At 33.4% G+C, this 19,029-nt stretch carries 13 protein-coding genes, 1 tRNA gene and 2 pseudogenes; 6 read left to right on the top strand and 10 right to left on the bottom strand.

Features of this window, described 5'->3' with window-relative positions; translation table 11 throughout:
- Positions 1 to 11 precede the first annotated feature (11 nt).
- The 3 genes from AAGE00_RS04070 to AAGE00_RS04080 form a co-directional block, all read right to left on the bottom strand.
- Entirely contained in the window at positions 12 to 2,513 is a 2,502-nt protein-coding gene (locus AAGE00_RS04070) for a lipase family protein (RefSeq protein WP_213863714.1), read from the bottom strand.
- Positions 2,514 to 2,604: 91 nt separating this feature from the next.
- Positions 2,605 to 3,207, bottom strand: a complete 603-nt coding sequence (locus AAGE00_RS04075; RefSeq protein WP_007302723.1) for an RDD family protein — start codon at positions 3,205 to 3,207, stop codon at positions 2,605 to 2,607.
- Between the two features lie 22 nt (positions 3,208 to 3,229).
- Positions 3,230 to 3,312 (bottom strand) — tRNA-Leu (locus AAGE00_RS04080).
- Between the two features lie 102 nt (positions 3,313 to 3,414).
- Between AAGE00_RS04080 and AAGE00_RS04085 the strand changes: the two genes are divergently transcribed.
- The 3 genes and pseudogenes from AAGE00_RS04085 (at position 3,415) to AAGE00_RS04095 (ending at position 7,240) form a co-directional block, all read left to right on the top strand.
- Entirely contained in the window at positions 3,415 to 4,857 is a 1,443-nt protein-coding gene (locus AAGE00_RS04085) for a replicative DNA helicase (protein WP_213863715.1), read from the top strand.
- Positions 4,858 to 5,045: 188 nt separating this feature from the next.
- Positions 5,046 to 5,464: pseudogene (gene tnpA / locus AAGE00_RS04090) on the top strand (IS200/IS605 family transposase).
- Positions 5,465 to 5,740: 276 nt separating this feature from the next.
- On the top strand, positions 5,741 to 7,240 hold the full coding sequence (locus AAGE00_RS04095) for a proton-conducting transporter membrane subunit (protein WP_372436128.1): 1,500 nt from the start codon (positions 5,741 to 5,743) through the stop codon (positions 7,238 to 7,240).
- 14 nt (positions 7,241 to 7,254) lie between these two features.
- On the opposite strand, the gene AAGE00_RS04100 is transcribed toward AAGE00_RS04095, so the two are convergent.
- The 5 genes from AAGE00_RS04100 to AAGE00_RS04120 all read right to left on the bottom strand — a co-directional run bounded on the left by AAGE00_RS04100 (position 7,255) and on the right by AAGE00_RS04120 (position 11,960).
- Entirely contained in the window at positions 7,255 to 7,905 is a 651-nt protein-coding gene (locus tag AAGE00_RS04100; RefSeq protein WP_007302720.1) for a VirB8/TrbF family protein, read from the bottom strand.
- A gap of 29 nt (positions 7,906 to 7,934) precedes the next feature.
- Entirely contained in the window at positions 7,935 to 8,732 is a 798-nt protein-coding gene (locus tag AAGE00_RS04105) for a hypothetical protein (RefSeq protein WP_341815154.1), read from the bottom strand.
- A 36-nt stretch (positions 8,733 to 8,768) separates the two neighbouring features.
- On the bottom strand, positions 8,769 to 9,620 hold the full coding sequence (locus tag AAGE00_RS04110) for a DNA polymerase III subunit delta' (RefSeq protein ID WP_007302718.1): 852 nt from the start codon (positions 9,618 to 9,620) through the stop codon (positions 8,769 to 8,771).
- Positions 9,621 to 9,637: 17 nt separating this feature from the next.
- Positions 9,638 to 10,225: an L-threonylcarbamoyladenylate synthase gene (locus tag AAGE00_RS04115; RefSeq protein WP_007302717.1), complete on the bottom strand. Its 588-nt coding sequence runs from the start codon at positions 10,223 to 10,225 to the stop codon at positions 9,638 to 9,640.
- A 79-nt stretch (positions 10,226 to 10,304) separates the two neighbouring features.
- A complete protein-coding gene (locus tag AAGE00_RS04120) occupies positions 10,305 to 11,960 on the bottom strand; it encodes a recombinase family protein (RefSeq protein ID WP_341815155.1) in 1,656 nt (551 codons plus the stop codon).
- A gap of 528 nt (positions 11,961 to 12,488) precedes the next feature.
- Here AAGE00_RS04120 and AAGE00_RS04125 point away from each other — a divergent pair.
- The gene (locus AAGE00_RS04125; RefSeq protein ID WP_341815156.1) at positions 12,489 to 13,085 is read left to right on the top strand and encodes a hypothetical protein; all 597 of its coding nucleotides are present in this window, start codon (positions 12,489 to 12,491) and stop codon (positions 13,083 to 13,085) included.
- On the opposite strand, the gene AAGE00_RS04130 is transcribed toward AAGE00_RS04125, so the two are convergent.
- Positions 13,069 to 14,028, bottom strand: coding sequence for an IS5 family transposase (locus tag AAGE00_RS04130; RefSeq protein ID WP_341815149.1), 960 nt, complete (start codon positions 14,026 to 14,028; stop codon positions 13,069 to 13,071). The two genes, AAGE00_RS04125 and AAGE00_RS04130, sit on opposite strands and share 17 nt — an antisense overlap.
- Before the next feature lie 209 nt (positions 14,029 to 14,237).
- On the opposite strand from AAGE00_RS04130, the gene AAGE00_RS04135 reads away from it, so the two are divergent.
- Positions 14,238 to 15,089, top strand: coding sequence for a hypothetical protein (locus AAGE00_RS04135; protein ID WP_341815157.1), 852 nt, complete (start codon positions 14,238 to 14,240; stop codon positions 15,087 to 15,089).
- An 8-nt stretch (positions 15,090 to 15,097) separates the two neighbouring features.
- On the top strand, positions 15,098 to 17,188 hold the full coding sequence (locus AAGE00_RS04140; RefSeq protein WP_341815158.1) for a hypothetical protein: 2,091 nt from the start codon (positions 15,098 to 15,100) through the stop codon (positions 17,186 to 17,188).
- Positions 17,189 to 17,855: 667 nt separating this feature from the next.
- On the opposite strand, the pseudogene AAGE00_RS04145 reads toward AAGE00_RS04140, so the two are convergent.
- Positions 17,856 to 18,963, bottom strand: a pseudogene (locus AAGE00_RS04145) (IS3 family transposase).
- Between the last annotated feature and the right edge of the window lie 66 nt (positions 18,964 to 19,029).

The following is a 19,029-nucleotide window of genomic DNA, read 5'->3' on the forward strand; positions in this document are numbered from 1 at the left end:
TAACTTAATATCTAAGCAGCTATTCTATAACTACAATTTTCGATTTCTACATTGTTAAATGTGGTATTTGCCTTATAAGAACAGTAACACCCTACTGTAAGAAAAGCTAATGCAGCTACAGCAAGCGAAATACACATTGCTAAATGAAGAATTGTTAGACTTGTACCAACAGCAAGTGCTCCAGATAATACAAAAGAAACAGAAGCATAATTACCTTGCCTTTTACTGTAAGTTCTTGCTTTCAAGAATTTTTCACTTAGCTCTTCATTCTTGCTTTCAAATTGCTTCTGTAGACTCTTCTCTAGTACTTCACTTTTGTTTTCAATTTCTTGCAGCTTTGTCTTTAAGTCGTTATTTTCATTTTCGCGTTGCATTATTTGATCAGCGAACGATTGTCTTGCATCATTCAGCTGCCCTTCCAACTGATCATTTTGTGTAGTCAATTGAGCTACCCGACCATTTAGCGTATCAGCAACCTGTGTTAATCGGGTTACTTCATCAGTTTTATCAATTAGACCTTGCTTTGCATCATCCAGCCGCCCTTCCAATTGATTGTTTTGTATAGTCATTTGATCTACTTGATCTTTTAGCCTTCCAATCTCTTTTTTCTTCTTTTCAAGCTGAGCTCTTGCTTCATTAGATTCTTTGCTAAGTTGCATGACTTTACTAGTTTCTTCAGCTAATTTTTGCTTTGATGCTACAAGTTGAACTTCTGTTTGCTCACATTTCCTTTCAAGCTCCCTTGCTTGACTAGACAAATTACTATTTTCCTGTTCAAGTTGAGCTTTTACTTCCCTTAGCCCTCCCTCACTCTCTCTGAATTGAGCTCTAGCATCCTTTAGCTCTTTTTCTGCACATTCTACCTTTTCTTCTAGCTTAGTTTTTGCTTTCTCAAGCTTCTTCAGTTGATTAGTCAGATTACTATTCTTTCTTTCTAATCCAGCATTTGTTTCTTCAAGTTTTTCTACAGTACCGTTAAGCCTAGTTACTTTGCTAATTTGCTCATCCAACTCTGCTTTGTTTTCTGCAAGCTGATCTTTTGTCCCTTTAAATTCTGCAGTAAGTTTATCTACTTGATCATTGAGTTGATTAGTCTTCTGTTGTTCTTGTGTTAATTTTCCTTTTTCATCATCTAACTCTTTAGTTTTTCCAACCAAACTTTGTTGTATACTATTTAACCTTCCCTCTAGTTGAATTTTTTCATTAGTAAGCTGAGCTACTTTTTGTTTTCCTTGTCTAAATTCCTCTTCTAAATTTGGAGCACGTTGAATTGGTATCTCAGAAAGCTTAATGCCTTCATTTTCTTCTCTGACTTCTTCAAAGAATTCCTTATCATCCACATCAACATATGACAAAACTGCATGGTAAAATAGGCCACAAATATAAGCAATATGACGATACTTAGATGCTTCGCTATCCGATTTAAATTTTTCCTGCTCTATTTTCTCAATAAGGTTATAATAGGTATCGATTTTATGATAGTGTAGTTCTAAATACTCCAGAGTTTTACCTGTTTCTAATTTTAATGGTTTACCTACATGTTTATAGTGCATACCAGCATTACCATGTGGCAAACATGGTACCGGATCTGATTGACAAGCTACTCTAATAGTATTATGTCCAAGACACTCATTGTAAACTTCAGCAGCACCATTGTAGAACACTCTTGGAGAGCCAAAAGTTGCAACATGAACATCTTCAGCACCTTCTGTTTTATTAAGACATAAAGCAGTTATACTAGCAAGAGCACCTCCCATGCTATGGCCTGTAACATTGATTTTTAAATCTTTGATTGCTAATCCTTTATCATTAGCATGCCCTTGTAATATTTTATGTACGCTGGGCCAAGAACGTTTGAATAGAGAGTAAAAACCAGAGTGAACATAATTATCTCCAGACAAAAATGGCAACTTAGTTAAAGAAGCACGCAGATCTTCCTTCACATCATTTAAATCACGAGTGCCATGGTAAGCTATATCTACTTCGTTATCTTTAATAAAAATATAACCAGCATCTCGATTATATGAATTTTTACCAGTTAAAGCATAGCCAACATCGTGTTGCTCTAATTTATAATCAACATCTGAGCAATATTTATCTTCAATAAGTTCATTATCGTAAAATCTTATAATCTGATAACCTTCTTCTTCAAACTTCCTTTTAGTTTTGTATTTACCTTTCTCTAATTTTCTATCCACATCACCATAGGAAATTTTGCTAAAGGTACACATTTTCCATAATTTTTCTTCATCAAATTCTGCAATTTGCCCTTTTATCAGATCAGCAAGGTCAGAAGCATCCTTTAACTCAGCACCTTTAAAATCTTCTATCTTCTTCCATGCTTTAACTAGGTCAGAAGTTCCTAGCCCATTAAGGTCAAAACTTTGAGCTTCTAATTCGTTCTTAAATGGTTCTAGTGCCTCAATTACGCATTCTTTTATTTCATTATCATCAATATGTACAATACTATCGCTAATAGAATCCATACTTTGATCATGAGTAATACTTGGCATATTTTTTACCTACTATTTTAGTATATCATTAATTAAGCATTTGATCAAATTTATCAATAAAACTATTAAAATTTTCTTATTTTAAACGAATTTAGTTCATTTTATCACACTTAAGACTTTTGTTTGTGACAACTGCTGTATTTGCAATCTTATCGTGCCAAGTTTGGCAGCGTTTATCGAAACTTGCCCATATGAAACCCAAGAATAATGGTGCAGTTGACAATATGAAGGAAAAAAACCTCTTTGTTGCTTGTTTCAGAGTCAATTTTTCAAAAGTTTGTGCATTCACAACTCTAAGTCCAAGTAAGAATTTTCCAGGTGTAGCGCCAAATCTTATCCACATATATGCTACATAACTAAAAAGCATAATAAATTGAACTATCTGATTTAGAACTAGTAACTTTATTAGTTTACTCTGCATTGCTGTTTCCTCTGCAGATAGTGGCACCTGCATTTGATATTTTGCAGCAATTTGGCCTAATATTTTACTGCTCTCCGAGCTCATAAAGAGTTGATTTAAGGCCTGACCGCAAAACTGTAAAAATAAAACGATGATGATTAAATCAAGCAGCACTGACAAATAGCGTCTAAGTCCCGTTACGTAACATATTCCATTTTCATCTTTCTTTATCCTTTGAATAGCATTTATAGAAGAAAGAATGGCAAATGAACGATTAAAAAACTTGTGTAACATAAAGCACTTTCCAATGTTTGAGTGCCCCTGGCCGGACTTGAACCAGCATGCTCTTGCAAGCAACAGATTTTGAGTCTGCCGTGTCTACCATTCCACCACAGGGGCCTATTTTAATGCTATAAGCAACACAGGATTAGTCAAATTTTTTCTCTTTTAAGTCGAGATTGAATATTCTACAATAATCAATCATTACTCTAAAAACTTAAAATGAATGAATTAGTTAACCTTATTAATTCAAGAGAAGAAATATGTAAATTGCCACATAATTTAGAAGCAGAGCAAATGCTCATTGGTGCAATGATTCGTGATAATAGAATTTGTGATGCAGTTGAAGATATAATTGCAGCAGACAATTTCTACGATCCACTACATCAAAGCATTTTTACCCAGATATCTAAAACCAGAAAACACGGCATAGTTGCCAATGAACTAAGCCTTAAGATGTTTTTTGAAAATGATAAAGCATTTGCCGAATGTGGTGGAGTTGAGTACCTAGCAAAGCTTGCAGCGAAGGCAAGTATTGCTCTTGATATCTATAGCTTGACCAGAATAATCCGTGATACTTATTTAAGAAGATGCTTAATCAAGCTCGGACAAGAGACAATTGACGATAGTTATAACTATGACATCGAAAATCCTGCACAGGTACAAATTGAGCAAGCAATGACAAAATTGTTCAATTTAGCAGTAAAAAAGCAAGGTGAGAAAACATACATAAAGCTTGCAAGTTCAATTAAAGATGTGGTTGAGAAGATTAGCAAGCTAAAAAATAATCCAGAGGCTCTAGGTATTACAACCGGACTTCAAGATCTAAACCAGCTTCTTGGTGGTTTGCAGAAATCTGATCTGTTAATTATAGCTGCAAGGCCCTCAATGGGAAAAACAGCATTGGCACTGAACATCGCACTTAATGCTTGTAAGATTTTGCAAAAAAGAACAGACAAACAACACTACATAGCGTTTTTCTCACTTGAAATGTCAGCAGAGCAATTGACTGCAAGATTGATTACCATAGATTCAGGTATTGGTTATTATAAGGCAATGACTGGGAGAATTAGTGATTTTGAATTACATGAATTCATTAATGCTAGTACAGGACTATCTGAATTACCTTTCATTATAGATGACACTCCTGCTCTATCAATTAGTGCCCTTCGTACCAGAATACGACTGCTATATCAGCTATACAATGTAGAGGTGGTATTTATCGATTATCTGCAATTAATTCGAGGAACAACAAAAAGGAGTAGTGAAAATAGAGTGCAAGAAATCTCAGAAGTGACGCAGGGTTTAAAAGCAATTGCAAAGGAACTAAATATTCCCATTGTTGCACTATCACAGCTCTCTCGTTCTGTTGAGCAAAGGGATGATAAAAAACCACAACTTTCTGATTTACGTGATTCAGGAAGCATAGAACAGGATGCGGATATAGTAATGTTCCTCTATAGAGAAGAATATTATGAATTAAGAAAGCAACCAAATGAAGGAAGTAATAAACATCGAGAGTGGCAAGAGAAAATGGAGAAAATTAGAAATATTGCAGAGCTGATCATTGCAAAACAAAGAAACGGGCCAATTGGCAGTGTGAAACTACATTTTGACTCCAATAGAGGTGCATTTAAAGACTATACAGAAAGATATAGTCTTTAGCGGTGAGTAATTCTGGAAGTGTTTAACAAACCATACGTGCCAAATTAATTAGCTATCGTAAAATATAGCAATATTTAAGATTGGCATTTTATTTGTTACATTTATTGTCCCAAATTTGGGAGAAAAACCCTGGACTTGAAGTCCATCCTTTTAAGAATATAATTTTAAGGTGAAAAATCTGAAAGAATGTGGAATATTATAGAAAAAGCAGTCACTCTGTATATATATCACATAGTGTGGATAACAAAATATCGATATCCAGTACTAGTTGGAGATATTGGACAGAAAGCTAAAGAAGTTGTACAAGAAGTATGTGCAAATAATCAAGTAGAAATTATCAGAGGTAGAGTTGCGTCAAGTCATGTACACGTATACGTTTCTGTACCCCCATACTTAAGTATTAGTAAGTTAGTGCAGTTAATAAAAGGAAAAAGTTCCAGAAAAATCCAGCAAAACTTTCCAGAGCTAAAAAAGAGATATTGGGTTGTGGGCAGTAGGCTAGTTTGTCAGGACTAGCGGAAATGTAACTGACGAAATGATAAAAAATTATATTGAAAATCACTCTAAAAAAGAAGATAAATTTGGTGACTTTCAAGTCGAAAGTTAGCATTCTATGCTCTCTCTCAATCTTTGGATTTTAATCCATAGTGGTTGAATTTTTTAGGAAATTCTTATCTAGGATAAGATGATTTTTTAGAAAGATCTATAAATTACTAACCTTATTACTTAATATATAAAATAGTTTTTTCTTATTTCCTTTCTTCCTTACGCCACTTTTTCTTAACTTGATGCGTATGGTTTATTTAACATTTCCGATATACAACTAAAAAATAGCAAATTCTCTATAACTTGAATATAATTTTAGCTTTACCTAAACAGAAAGATGAATTACTTAATGGATTTTGTTTTAATATCTCTTTCCTTGCCACTTTTTATTACTGAGAATTATTTGTTAATTACTGCGTTGATCCCACTTTTAAGTGCATTAGCTATTTCTTTTACTAGTAAATGGCCCAGAGTGAACAATAGCATTACTGTTGTTTCTTCTATGCTTCTATTTGCGTATACATCTCTATGCACTTTATATTTGGTGTATGGTGATCATTCTCAATTTATTCTCATGGACTTTGGTAATAATTTGCATATTAGTTTAAAGTTAGAGTCTAGTGGAGCAATATTCAGTTTATTAATATCATTTTTGTGGGTACTAACCAGTATATATGCAATATGTTATATGCGAAATAACTATGCTGATAGTAACTACTCGAGTTTTCTATGCTTTTTTTCAATAGCGATTAGCTGTGCAATGTTTATTGCTTTTTCTGGAGATTTGCTCACTACATTTGTCTTTTACGAGCTTCTAACTATTAGTACATACCCTCTGATTACTCACAACTCAACAAATGAATCAGTAATTGCAGGACGCTATTACTTTGGTTTACTATTTTTCTCTTCTTTAGTGTTATTTTTTCCTGCAATAGGTCTCTTATATAATGAATTCCATACTTTAGACTTTGTAAGAGGTGGAATATTCAAGTTTGATACTTCGTTCATAACTTTTATTGCAGTGTGTTTTGCTATGCTGATTTATGGAATAGGAAAAGCTGCATTAATGCCAATGCATTTTTGGTTGCCAAAAGCAATGGTTGCACCAACTCCTGTAAGCGCACTACTACATGCTGTTGCTGTTGTGAAATCAGGAGTGTTCATCATCATCAAAGTTATATTATACACTTTTGGCATCGATAATATGCAACGTTTTGCACAGCAAAGTTGGTTTGCTGGAGGATGGCTTCCGTACGCTGCTGGATTTACTATTATTACTGCATCGTTAATTGCATTAAAGCAAAAGGAATTAAAGAAATTGCTTGCTTATTCTACTATCTCTCAGTTGTCATATATTATATTGTTCGCTTCAATTTTTAGTGAATTTAGCATGAGGATTGCAATTTTTCAATTAGTTTGCCACGCATTTGCAAAAATCACTTTATTTTTCACTGCTGGAGCAATAATAACGAAAACAGGTGAGAAATACATAGATAGAATTCACGGTATAGGACGTAGTATGCCAATTAGTATGATAGCATTTACTATAGGTGCATTGTCCATGATAGGGGTACCACCTGCTCCGACTTTTTGGAGCAAATTTTTCATTTTTCAAGCTGTTTTTAACTCTAGTAATGTAACACTTTCTGTATTTGTAGCTCTGGTGTTAATTGTCAGTACTATACTCAACGCTCTATACTTCTTACCGATAATTTACAATGCCTTTTTCTTAAAACCTTCTAGAAATTATTTTATTAAAAAGACACCAATGCTTCTAATTTTACCTCCAGTTGTTACTGCTGTATGCACTTTAGTTATTTTTTTAGCTACCAAGTAATTTTTTAAATGTAATCAGCTGTATTTATAGCCGTTAACAATAAATTTAAATGGTATTATACCAGTTAGAGTTGCTTTCATGTTTGATAAAGTAAAGCTAACCTCCACAGCATAGTCTTTCATTTTCTTATTTTGCTCAGCTGCAAAAAGTACAGTGGCATTTCCAGCAAATTTAACTAAGTCCTTGATCGATCGGTCAATAGATAGTGTTGTTACGTTTATGTTGGTAATTTTTTTTGTGGATGAAACAGCTTCATTGTTTACTTTTTCCTGAAAGTCTTGATAGATTTTATATATAGAATTGTTTTTTATAAAATTTTCTTGATACTTTGATTCAACGATCTGAGAGGACTCGTATGCTTCGACGTATTGACTTACCAAGTACCTTGCTATGGAAGTGTATTCATCTTCTTTTTTACTAAAACTAAGTTTATGTATTGTAGAAAACTCATCTTCTGTGTGGTTCGTGTACTTCACAAAATTTAAATCTTTTTTAACAGGAAGTAATAGGTATATGTTTAGTAATGATAAAAATAAACATACTAAGAGAAGTAACGTTATTAACGCCATCCAAGATCTTTCTACAACGCAGAACAGGTATCTGTGGCAATACCATTCTACTGCTTTCCTGAAATAACTTTTGTTTTTTACTGATTCAACTTCCATAACCTAATTATAATAACTCTAAAAAAACTTTAAAATATGTCTAAATTTTCCAAAATAGTATGAATGATTATATCACCTTGTTCTGCAATAAGATGAAATTTATCAATTTTCTTCACATCTAAATTTATCATTTTTACACTGAAGCTTTCAGGATCATAAGTATTACTTTCTGCACTTTTGTGATAATTATAGTAGTGTAATTTATTTTGATCATCAAAATAACCAAATTCATCAGCAAGGGTTCCCACTTTTCTGCCTTTACCTTCTCTGACTAGCTCAAATAGATCAATTACATGGTTTTCAGATCCAGGCTCAATAAGACCTTCTACAGCAAAAAATTTAGGTGCATGACCAACATACTCCTTAAATTTTAGATTATTAGTCTTTTTTACACTACCAAAATCCACGAATTTATATTCATCTGAAAGATCAGAATATTGTGGATCATACTTTTTATATTCAAAAAACTCATTACCTAAAAAATTACAAAACGTTAGTTTATAGTCATCATGATTGAGTTTAATAACTTTAAGATAATGAAAATCTCTAGGAATCTTTACTTCTTCTTTCGTAATATGATTAAGTATGACTAACTCGCCACTGAGCATGCGATGGCCAATTTTTGGCAAAGTAGCTATATTATTGATTGCCTTATTGAGCTTAAAATTTGCTTCATAGATACCACTTGACAGCTCCTTCCCTTTTTCTAAAGTGACGTCTTGGTCTAAAGCTGTATTCTTGAGTAAACTCAATTCTTTCTGCATGTTCAATATGGTTTTTGTTAAAACTTCTATTGATTGCCATAAAGTTAATTTATTATCAGTCAAACTATATACTTTAAGTATTAAATTATCAGGATTTTATCATGAATTTATGTTAAAAGTATTATATTTTTGTGTCATGATGTTAACTACATTAGCTAAAACATGCTTTTTATCTAAGCGAAATTGCTTTGCAGCAACGAAAAGTTCATCTATTTCTTTCCATTGACTTAGCAAAATTTCAACATTATTTACTTCTTTCTTTATACTTTCTAAAATGGAGGTTTGAATGATATGTGATGCTAGTTCTAGCTCAATTTCACTATTAATTATTTTATTAACTATATCAGAATTATTTAGATTACGGAAAAATGTATAAAAATGCTTATGTGACTCATAAGCACCACTGTTTATTGCATTTATTATTACTCCCGGAGTTCCAGGAAACAAAGTAATGATCTCACTAAATATTTTATCGTCGAATTTACACTGAGATGAAACAACCTGCTTTGTTTCATCGTAAGTTAACGGAAGTAAATTCAGCTGAAAGCACCTACACCGGATGGTGGTTTGTATATCATATAGTTTATGGCTAATTATAAGTATTTTAGAATTTTGTGGCGGCTCCTCTAATATCTTTAATATTGCATTTTTAGCATTGCTAGTCATTGCCTCCAAGCTATCTATTATAGCTATCTTATATTCTGATTGAATGGGGCTTAGGTACAGAAAATTTTTCATTTCTCTCACCTTTTCCACTCCTATTGTATCACCTTCAACAATGTGTAAGTCTAATGCTACTTCATCGTAATTTTTGATAAGAAACCAATTAGAAAAGGATTGTGCAAGTGTTGCTTTTCCTATGCCTTTTTTACCACAGATCAGCCAAGATTGAACAGACAAGTTGTTCATTATCTTTTTTTTTGCTTGGTTGTGGCCTATCACCTTTTTCATTCTTTCTCCTATAGATCTTAGTTTGAAAATTCGTTATTTATTGTTTGTAATGAAATTTTACCTTTTCTTAAAACCTTAATCTTGTCTCCAGTTAAGTCAATAATAGTAGATTCTATACCAGAAACTAATTCATCATCTTCAATTACTGCAGATAAGTGTTGCTTAATAGACTGAGGTATATCTCTTGCTTTGCATATACTTTTTTCTCCTGAAATGTTAATACTAGTTGCAACTACTGGAGTTTTCAGTTCATTTAATATTGAAATCGCAATAGGATGATCAGGAATTCTTATGCCTATACTATCTTTAAAGAACTCATTTGGTAATATACTGTTATCTTGAAGTGGTAAAATATAGGTCATTGGTCCAGGAGAAAAGTAGTTTATTAAATTGATATATTCTTCTTTTACCTTTGCTATATTTGTCAAACTATCAACATCACTAACAAATATAGAGAGTGGCTTGTTTTGAGAACGCTTCTTTATCCGGTATATTTTTTCTATAGATTCTTTACCTAGCGCATTACAAGCAAGAGCATATACTGTCTCTGTTGGAAAGCATGCTAACAAATTATTTTTTATTGCATTTATTACTTCAAATACCATATAGCTAAAACTTATGTCTACAATAGCTCTGGGTTTACAGTTATCTCGCTATATGGTAGCAATTAAGATACCGAAATGGCTACTGTTGTATACTTACAGTAAATTTTATTAGCAACTGCTCGTTTTGACTGCTAGTACAACATTGCATAATTCTATTATGGCTATTTTGATCAAAATTTGCAAGACTTTTTATGCGAAATACTATATACAAGTGATTGTGATTGATTTCAATTTGATGAATTAACATTCTAATAATATTTTGCTTAGTCTGCCAATCCACTTGATCAAGCTTTGATTCAACACTTGAGGAAAAGTTTTTCAAGCTATCTGTAACAAGGCTCAATTCTTGTTGTAGTTTTTTTTGATCAAGCGTTCTTTCTTTCTCTTCTTCAATTTCTTTCAAATGCTGTTTCATTGTTGTGATTCTTGGTTCAAATTCTTCTTGGCTTATAAACCCTTTAGCATAGCTATCAATAAATTTTTTGATACTTAATCTTAACTTACTTTCTTGCTTTTCACGTGTTTGATTATGTAAAGGTTTTTTGTTCTCTGATAATCTACGTTGATATTCATTTGCAATCCTATCTGGCTCTTTCAAGATACTCTTGACTTCTTCCCATATAACTCCATCTAATATATCAGTGCGTATTGATTTATTATCGCAGATTTTATTGCCATTGAATTTGCTAGAGTTTGTACCAGAGCAACGATAGTAATAATATGTCGACTTTTTATGAACGTGGTTTGTACCACAATAAGTATATTGACAACGTTGACATACCATTAAACCTTGCAATAAATATGTTTCTCTTCTTTGTCGTACTCTTGCTCTTTGCCTATTTTCAGTTAGTTGTGCCTGCACTGAATCAAATAAATGCTCATTGATTATTTTTGGTACTGGAATATAAGTCCAATTCTCTTTATCACTATTAAAGCGACCACTTTTAAGTTTACCACAAGTTCCTTTTTTTGATTTTTTTACTTGTGGTTTTGAGCATGTCCTAGTTTTACCATAAGCTGCTTGTCCTATATAAGCAGGATTTTTTAACATGTTCCAAATAGTGCTCCTTTTCCAATACCTTTTTCCTGTTCGTGTTATTACCGGTATCTTATTCAGTTCATGTACAACTTCTCCTATACTTGCTCTTTCTTGGCCAACCCGACTAAATATTTTACGCACTATATTTGCCTCTTCTTCATCAACCTCAAATTGAGCACTTCCTTCACCTACATGTTTTGCTATGTAGCGATAACCGTAAGGCGCCCTACCCATCACACTTATACACCCAGCTTTGGCCGCATGAAGTTTACCTCTACGGTTTCGTTCCATAATCTTTGCACGTTCATACTCTGCTATTGCTCCCTGAATCTGTAGAAATAAATGGGAATCCGGATTATCATCAAACTTATGATTCAAAAATACTATTTCAGATCCAGCCTTTTTAAACTCTTCGAGTAAGATCATTTGATATGAAAATTTACGTGATAGCCGATCAGGTGAATGAATATATATCTTATCAATCTTACCTTCTGCTACTCTATCACGTAAATTTTCTAAGCCAGGACGTTCTAAATTTGATCCACTATAACCATTATCGACAAACTTATGCTCATCTAATAACTCATGTCCATCGCTACTAATGCGACGCTCCAATTCTACAATCTGACTCTCTATCGTATTCTCCTGTGCTTGTTGTCTTGATGAAACTCTTGCATATAAGCTTACTGTTGTCATTTTCTTTCACCTCCTTTATTTTACATTTCAATAATTGTTCATAAGCATCTGCTAGATATGTATCTGCCAATCGATTAGGCTTATAACCCCAAACAAATAAGCTCTCAATCTGTAATCCATAAAGCTTCTGATTTAATAGATACGATGTACTCATATAATTTTACTACAAAACTAATAATATAAAAGTTTTCTGATGTACGTCCCCAGAATGTGATCGTAAGGGTTCATTATAAATAATTCGGGAAATTTCGTCTCTTTAGACATATTAAGAGCTATGTAACGAACGTTTATATTTGTGAGTAATAGTAAGGCTCAAGGTAAGGAAAATGCTAGTGAGGTAAAGTAGAATAACGTTAATTTGATAATTTAAGCTCATTCCCTCTTGCTACATCTCTCTTTAATATCTCCTCTTTTGCAGCAGGTCTATAATTACTGCTTAAATTTAGGTGCACACTAATTTTTCGATTTATATATTATTCTAATGCTTGTATAATACCTTCATTGAATATTTGATTTTGAGGTAATTAGATGCCAAAAAGTAAAACTAAACGTGGAACGGAAGATTTGAAGGGTAATGCAGGCCCAAGCAAAAGATCTCGTCTCAGTTCTGATCCTAAAAAAAATAAAGAGATTATCTCTAGCAAAGTAATAAGTAAGCTGAAGGATGTTGTTAAAGGTGATAGAACTTCAGCTATTGAGGAATGGGTCAAGGCTCACCCTGTAACAGTAGAGGGTCTAACCGTTGAGCAATCGGACCTCTTATGTAATGCGTTTCGTGATGAATCTTGTTGGTCAGGTGCGACACTAGATGTTGCTAAATTGGTAGGAGAATTAGCTAAATCAGGTGTGTTGAATCCATTTGCTATATATAAAATAGCATGTATTGAGTGTGTAGAGAGTGAAATTAAGCAATTATTTGACAAGGCGTTAGAGTCTTTTAGATCTGACTTATCTCATAAAGGTGCATGTGAGGAAGATAGGAATTTAGCTTGCAGTGATAAGCTTGCAAGAGTTGAATTGTTAAGTTCCATGGGAAGACGTGATCCTGTTTTCAATTTCTGGATGGCTTTGTTGCATAGCACTGATAGGCATGTAAATCACAGTGAATTTACGCAGCTAATTTAAATTCAGCCATACCTATATCAGTAAATTTGTTCAATAAGTAGCACTTAATTAACAGCTCTTTTTCACGATTTACCTCTGATTTATTTTTCAAGCCAAACCCAAATATTTGCTTCAACCTATAGAAAAAGACTTCAATATAAGACCGTGCTCCATACTTAACTTTTTTCTTCCATTCATTAATACCATCTTCATAATTCTCATATGACCTAATTCTACTAATATACTTGTTTCTTTCTGATAAGTAGTCAGCTAAACAAATTTTAGTATCCTTCCTAGGGCGAATAATAGGCACAATATTGTATTTTCTGCATTCTTTATACACACTTTTTATATCATAAGCCGCATCTGCTCGAATAGAACAAATGTTATATTTATCACTGACTTCTTCTAACATATCGCAGACCGGCAAATAGTCTACAGCAACACCACTAGTGTAGTTCATGCTTATTGCTTTCTTATCATTTATGTTTAAAACAACATGTAATTTTCTTACTTGACCATAACCACTGTATTTTCTTTTTCGAATATTAAGCTTACTATGCCCACCGTTATTATTGTAGATACTAACTCTAGTGCTATCTACGGCAATTTCAACATTTTCCAGATCATCTTTATTGCTTCTATGGTCATCAATCTTCAAATTAAGCTTTTTAAATCTTCTGGAAGCTTGTGTATAGCTGATAATCTTAAGTTTTTTGCCTATTTGTACCATATAACCTTTTACAAAACCTACAGCTTGTCTCAAGCCAATTCTAAAAAGATGAACTATTATGTGTATTAAAATTACAACTTTATCACTATAAGTGTTATTGCCACCTGCAACTTTTGGACTATTTTCATACCAATTTTCTATGGCTTGATTAACAAAATGAAAAACATTTCCTCTTTTTTTGAGAAACTCGTTATATTCTCTTTGGTTACTTACTCTCATTTTTTGTGGCATAAGTTGTACTTGTTTGAAAAATGCCTATTTTACAACAAAATTCGTTAGTAGCCATATATTAAAAAGCTTTTCTTCTTACAATAACCTCAACCAACACTAGCTATGCAACAAAGCCTTTCTGGATTGATCAAGAATCAGGTAACCTTAGAGAAAATATAGAAGCAGAAGATGGATTTAATAAGGCTGTAGATTTCAAGTGGAGTAAGGGAGTGGAACACTTCTATAATCGTCTGTGTTCTGAAGAAAAATTAGTGAAAGAAGAGAGAGAAAAATTGCTAGTTTCTGCTATTGCAAAATTATCTCCATTGCAATCTAGCTATAAACTTGCTTCTACCTTAAGTTCCCTTCTAGGTAAAGTCATAAGCGCAAAAGTAGATCATAAGTCACTACTTGGGCTACCGAATAAGAAAGATAGGGGTGTGATCTATCGTCCTCTTAGTTACTTAGTAGAGCACGGTTTTCTTTGCACAACTAAGTATGTTATCCAGTACTTGAGCGAGGGATGTTCAAGATCTGAAGTAGAGAAAATGCTTTCACCTAGAGGATATGCACATCTTCTCTCATCGCTTTCATTTGTTGTAGTTTCTAAAGATTATGACTTGGATAACAGGAATGAAGCAAGGTCAGCTATTAGCAGTCTTTGGGAATCTAGTGTATTTAACCAAAATAAAATAAATGTTGTCGATCCTTTTAAAGATAGGATTGCTTTTGTTGCAATGGAAAATGCAATTTCAAATTTGATTGTAGATCAGGAGAACAGCAAGGATACTCAAAGTGCTGGCGATGGTGAAAAAGTTGATTTGGTCTTGAGTATTTTAAAGTTTGCTAAAGATTGTTGTTCAGACAAAAGCTTTAAATCATTAAAAGAGAGGATAGCAAATAGTTTAGATAAAACAAGGAATTCTAAGATGATAGATGCAACTAGCTCCTGCAATTTAATAGAAGAGTTGTGTAAGTCAGCGAGAAATTTGAATTTATTCTCTGCTAGCACTGAAGGTCCTCAATCTACGTTAGTGGGTACTAATGTTAGTATTTCGCCTGCTGCAGTTGTTAACAAATAGGAGTATTTATGCATGGTAATAATGAAGATCGTGAATTAGTTAGGGCTTTATTAAGTGGAGGTTGTGATGAGTTTAGTAGACAATTTGTAGGTTTTTTAAACAACTGTCCATCTTTTTTGCATTCGGCTAATAAGCCTGGCTTTTTTCCTACATTCTTTTTTGGTATGTTTTCTACTGCACATGATGCAGGTATATTAGTTGAAGATGAAAGAGTCTATTTTCGTTTTGACAATTATGGAAATCTAAAAGTTGCTGTTCTCACTAATAAAGAAAATAGAAGAATAGTCAGGTGTTATACTGTTGCTGATAATGAGAACAGCCCTGGGTCAAGGTTTAGTGCAGAAGAGAAGCAGCAGGTAGAAGAGAATCTTCCACAAGAATTACAGGAAGATAAGGATCTGGATTGGGAAGAGTATAAAATATTTCGGTTTGGAGAAGAATGTAGGTTTATTCATGAAATAGATAGATTTCCTCAACGTGATGAACCTGGAGCTCCAATTTTTCATGAAATTAACCCAATCAGAGAACAAGGTGAATTGTTAGACCTGATGAGTGAGTTGGCAAATGATGATACAGGAGAAGTGCGTACTAATGTTAAAAGAATTTTGGAATATGTTATTGATATCCATGATGAACATGAAGATAGCTTAGTGTTTCGTGCAGAGTCTGATTACCACGGTTTTCTGTGTGGGTTTTTAGTAAATTTTAGATACCGAGCTGTGGCTGATTTCTACCCAGAGCTACTTATAGGAAAAGGTTATGCAGATGTTGTTTTGCTTGTTCGTGGTGTTGATCAGACAAATGATTCGGTTCCAATTATAATTGAGTTGAAGGTTGGTGATGAGGAAGGATTAGAGCAAGCTAAAGATTATGCTAAAAGTTGTTCTGTTTCGTCTTTGCCTATTCATACCTCATCACCAAGTGCTGTTTGTGTAGCGTTAAATTTTCAATTACGTGGAGGTGCTGGTCTCCGAACTTCTGTGCAGGTCTTTTCAGAAGGTGGTCTTTCCTTAATACCGGGTTTACTACATCCTCATGGAAATGGAGTTAGGGGAAATGTAAAACGTTTTTTACAACCCATAGCATCAGAGTTCACTCAATCGCCTCATTGTAACACTTTTTCCTGTACGTCATCGTTTGTTTTTGGAAATGTTTTATCTACAAGGAGGGACTTAGAAACAAATGATGGGCGGGAGGTAAGGGTTACCAAGTATCTATTTAACCACTCTCAGGGAGAGAAAATGAAACGTACAGGTGGTAGGGGAGATGCAGCAGATATTGTAAGCCATGCGTTAACTTTAGCTCTATTTTTATCAAATATTGGTTTTGTTGTGCTTCACATTTTTCGTCGTTTAAAGTGGCAGACTTTACCAGACAAAGCATTGAACCTGTCGTTACTGCCTCAAGCCACAGATGATGCTAAGGTGCGTCAAGTACTTTGTGAAGTAGATGTCCAGGGTCATCTGGAAGTGGCTTCTGCAAAGAAATTCGAATCACTACGTGCTTACTCACGTTCTCATAGTGAAGGTTATTTCGAGGGAAGGTTTTCAGAACAAATGGGTAATGTTAGGAATTTACATCAACTTGCAGATCAGTTGATGAGTGCTGAGCCTAATTTTGGTAATGATGGTAATGTTAATGGTGAGTACAGGGCTAGGTATGAAGTTTTATTTAATGAGATTTCTCGTCTGTTGTCTCCGTTATTAAATGGAAACCGTCTACTCGTGAACAATGAAGCTAAATTTCAGGCTTTGTTGCGTGGGATATTTCAAAGTTGCGATAATCCTGCCAAGGTAATTATTGAGTTCCAGCTACAGAGAGGAAGGAAAATAGACCTAGTATTATCAAAATCTGCGGAAAATGATGATACTCATCCAATTGGAATAGAGTTGAAGTATGCTAACACCGCAGAACAAGTTGAACGAAAAAGGGTGGAGGCAAATCGACAGTTAAGTGAATACGAATTTTGTGGAGGATGCAAGCGTATTACTGGGGGAGATGCGATGGTTTTGTTATACGCTATATTAAATGCTGTAGGACAAGAGCAGGATCTGATATTGATTGGTGGGCTTCGTAGAGCATCTGGGTTTTCTAGATGACTTGTAACTAATAAAAGTACCAAAGATAAGGTTGTTTATGGGTAAAATTATGCATTAAGCTAGAGTACGTTTGAGTAAGGTTGGAGAAAAAGCAAGGTCTTTGAGCAAGAAAATTTGATTTATGTTTTCTTAAGTTAAAGTTAACCTGATGAAGTTTGTATAATTTATTGTTGGAGTTTTTTTGTTCTATTTTTACTGTAAGTTCAATCTGCTCTATCTTTGGTCTTTTTTTCTTAGTTTTGCGGCAAGTCTAATATTTTTACTACTTAATGGAATAACTTGCAGAAAGTGGAGATATAATGCTAAGGCAGAGGAGCTCAGACAGTTATCTTAAACAATAAAGAAATACTAAAGGCAAAAGATACGCTTGCGTAGTTCGAAAGCTTTCTATAGGATAAGCCTCACCTGATTTACAAATAGAATTGTTATGTTAGATGTTTGCTATTTATTCTTAAGCTCATTTTAACAGCATTTTGCTTTTTTTAGTATGTAGGGGTTTTCTAGGAATTATCCTACTGAATTCTATGATATTATTTTTTGTAACATTGTTATACATTATAATGCACCCATTTGTCTAGACCATTTTTTTCAAAGTGATCCGATTTTTAAAATGAATATGTTGATAAATACGTCGACACATATTTAAAGTATTTATGAATATATTCATTTACTGTTTATGATAATAGAGATCAGCAGGAACTTTATAATGTAGAGTCTGATGTCGCCTTCTATAGTTATACCAAGCAACAAAATCGTTTATTATAAGATTCAAATCTCTGATACTATTTGGTCTATAATAATATATAGCTTCTTGCTTTAAAGTTCTCCATAAGCGCTCAACAAATATATTGTCGAAGCAACGTCCTTTATGGTCCATACTGATTTTAATATTAGCACGCTCTAATTCCATAATAAAGTTGTAGCTAGTAAACTGCACCCCTTGATCACTATTAAAAATCTCAGGTTTACCTTGTTTTAGAGCTTCTTTGAGAGTATAAAGGCAAAATCCAGCATCGAGATATGGTGATAATGAATGAGCAATAATATAGCGACTATACAAGTCCATTATTGCCACAAAATAGACAAACTTACCTTCTACCATAATATATGTTATATCAGTAGCCCATACCTGATTAACTCTACAAATAATCAAATCTTTGAGTAAATAAGGATATATTTTATGCTTTTTTTCTTTAATACTTGTATTACATCTTTTTCTACAATACAGCCCACTAATCTTCATTTTTTTCATAATTCTTAAGATTTTTTTGTGATTGACTACTACTCCACTCGCTATGATCTCAGCAGTAATTTTACGATATCCATAACGGCAATCAGAAGCCAAATATACTTCTTGAATCAAATTTCACTTTCGTTATTAATTATAGGCCTATAATATAGGCTAGATCTGCAAATCCCCAGTAAATCAGCCTGTTTCCTAATTGACAGATCAGAATCTTTTTCTATAAATCTTACTCTATCTTTTTTGCTTATTTCAGTAATTTTTTTTTCAAATAACTATTTTCCACTGTCAATTCTCCTATTACTTTATGTAAACTTTCTATTTCTTGCGCTAAGATTCTTTGTTTTCTCGCACTTTCACTTTCTTCAACAAATAGGTCTTTTAACCTTGCCAATACTCTATCACGCCAATCATATAGATTTGTTGATGGTATTTTATATTCACTACATATCTCAGCTGTGCTTCTTTGATTTTTTATTGCTTCCAAAGCTATCTTTGCTTTTAACTCTGGTTCATATTTTTTTGTTGCCATACTTTTACCCCTTTACTTTCCTACTCGGATCAACCATTTTTTTTTTGGTCTAGTTTATGGGGTGCA

It is taken from the genome of Wolbachia endosymbiont (group B) of Aricia artaxerxes, from assembly GCF_964026975.1.
Classification (GTDB): Bacteria; Pseudomonadota; Alphaproteobacteria; order Rickettsiales; family Anaplasmataceae; genus Wolbachia.

Excerpts from the sequence above, each read along its gene's own strand:
- AAGE00_RS04070 (WP_213863714.1), bottom strand. The coding sequence starts at position 2,513 with ATGCCAAGTATTACTCATGATCAAAGTATGGATTCTATTAGCGATAGT.
- AAGE00_RS04075 (WP_007302723.1), bottom strand. The coding sequence starts at position 3,207 with ATGTTACACAAGTTTTTTAATCGTTCATTTGCCATTCTTTCTTCTATA.
- AAGE00_RS04085 (WP_213863715.1), top strand. The coding sequence starts at position 3,415 with ATGAATGAATTAGTTAACCTTATTAATTCAAGAGAAGAAATATGTAAA.
- AAGE00_RS04095 (WP_372436128.1), top strand. The coding sequence starts at position 5,741 with ATGAATTACTTAATGGATTTTGTTTTAATATCTCTTTCCTTGCCACTT.
- AAGE00_RS04100 (WP_007302720.1), bottom strand. The coding sequence starts at position 7,905 with ATGGAAGTTGAATCAGTAAAAAACAAAAGTTATTTCAGGAAAGCAGTA.
- AAGE00_RS04110 (WP_007302718.1), bottom strand. The coding sequence starts at position 9,620 with ATGAAAAAGGTGATAGGCCACAACCAAGCAAAAAAAAAGATAATGAAC.
- AAGE00_RS04115 (WP_007302717.1), bottom strand. The coding sequence starts at position 10,225 with ATGGTATTTGAAGTAATAAATGCAATAAAAAATAATTTGTTAGCATGC.
- AAGE00_RS04120 (WP_341815155.1), bottom strand. The coding sequence starts at position 11,960 with ATGACAACAGTAAGCTTATATGCAAGAGTTTCATCAAGACAACAAGCA.
- AAGE00_RS04125 (WP_341815156.1), top strand. The coding sequence starts at position 12,489 with ATGCCAAAAAGTAAAACTAAACGTGGAACGGAAGATTTGAAGGGTAAT.
- AAGE00_RS04130 (WP_341815149.1), bottom strand. The coding sequence starts at position 14,028 with ATGCCACAAAAAATGAGAGTAAGTAACCAAAGAGAATATAACGAGTTT.
- AAGE00_RS04140 (WP_341815158.1), top strand. The coding sequence starts at position 15,098 with ATGCATGGTAATAATGAAGATCGTGAATTAGTTAGGGCTTTATTAAGT.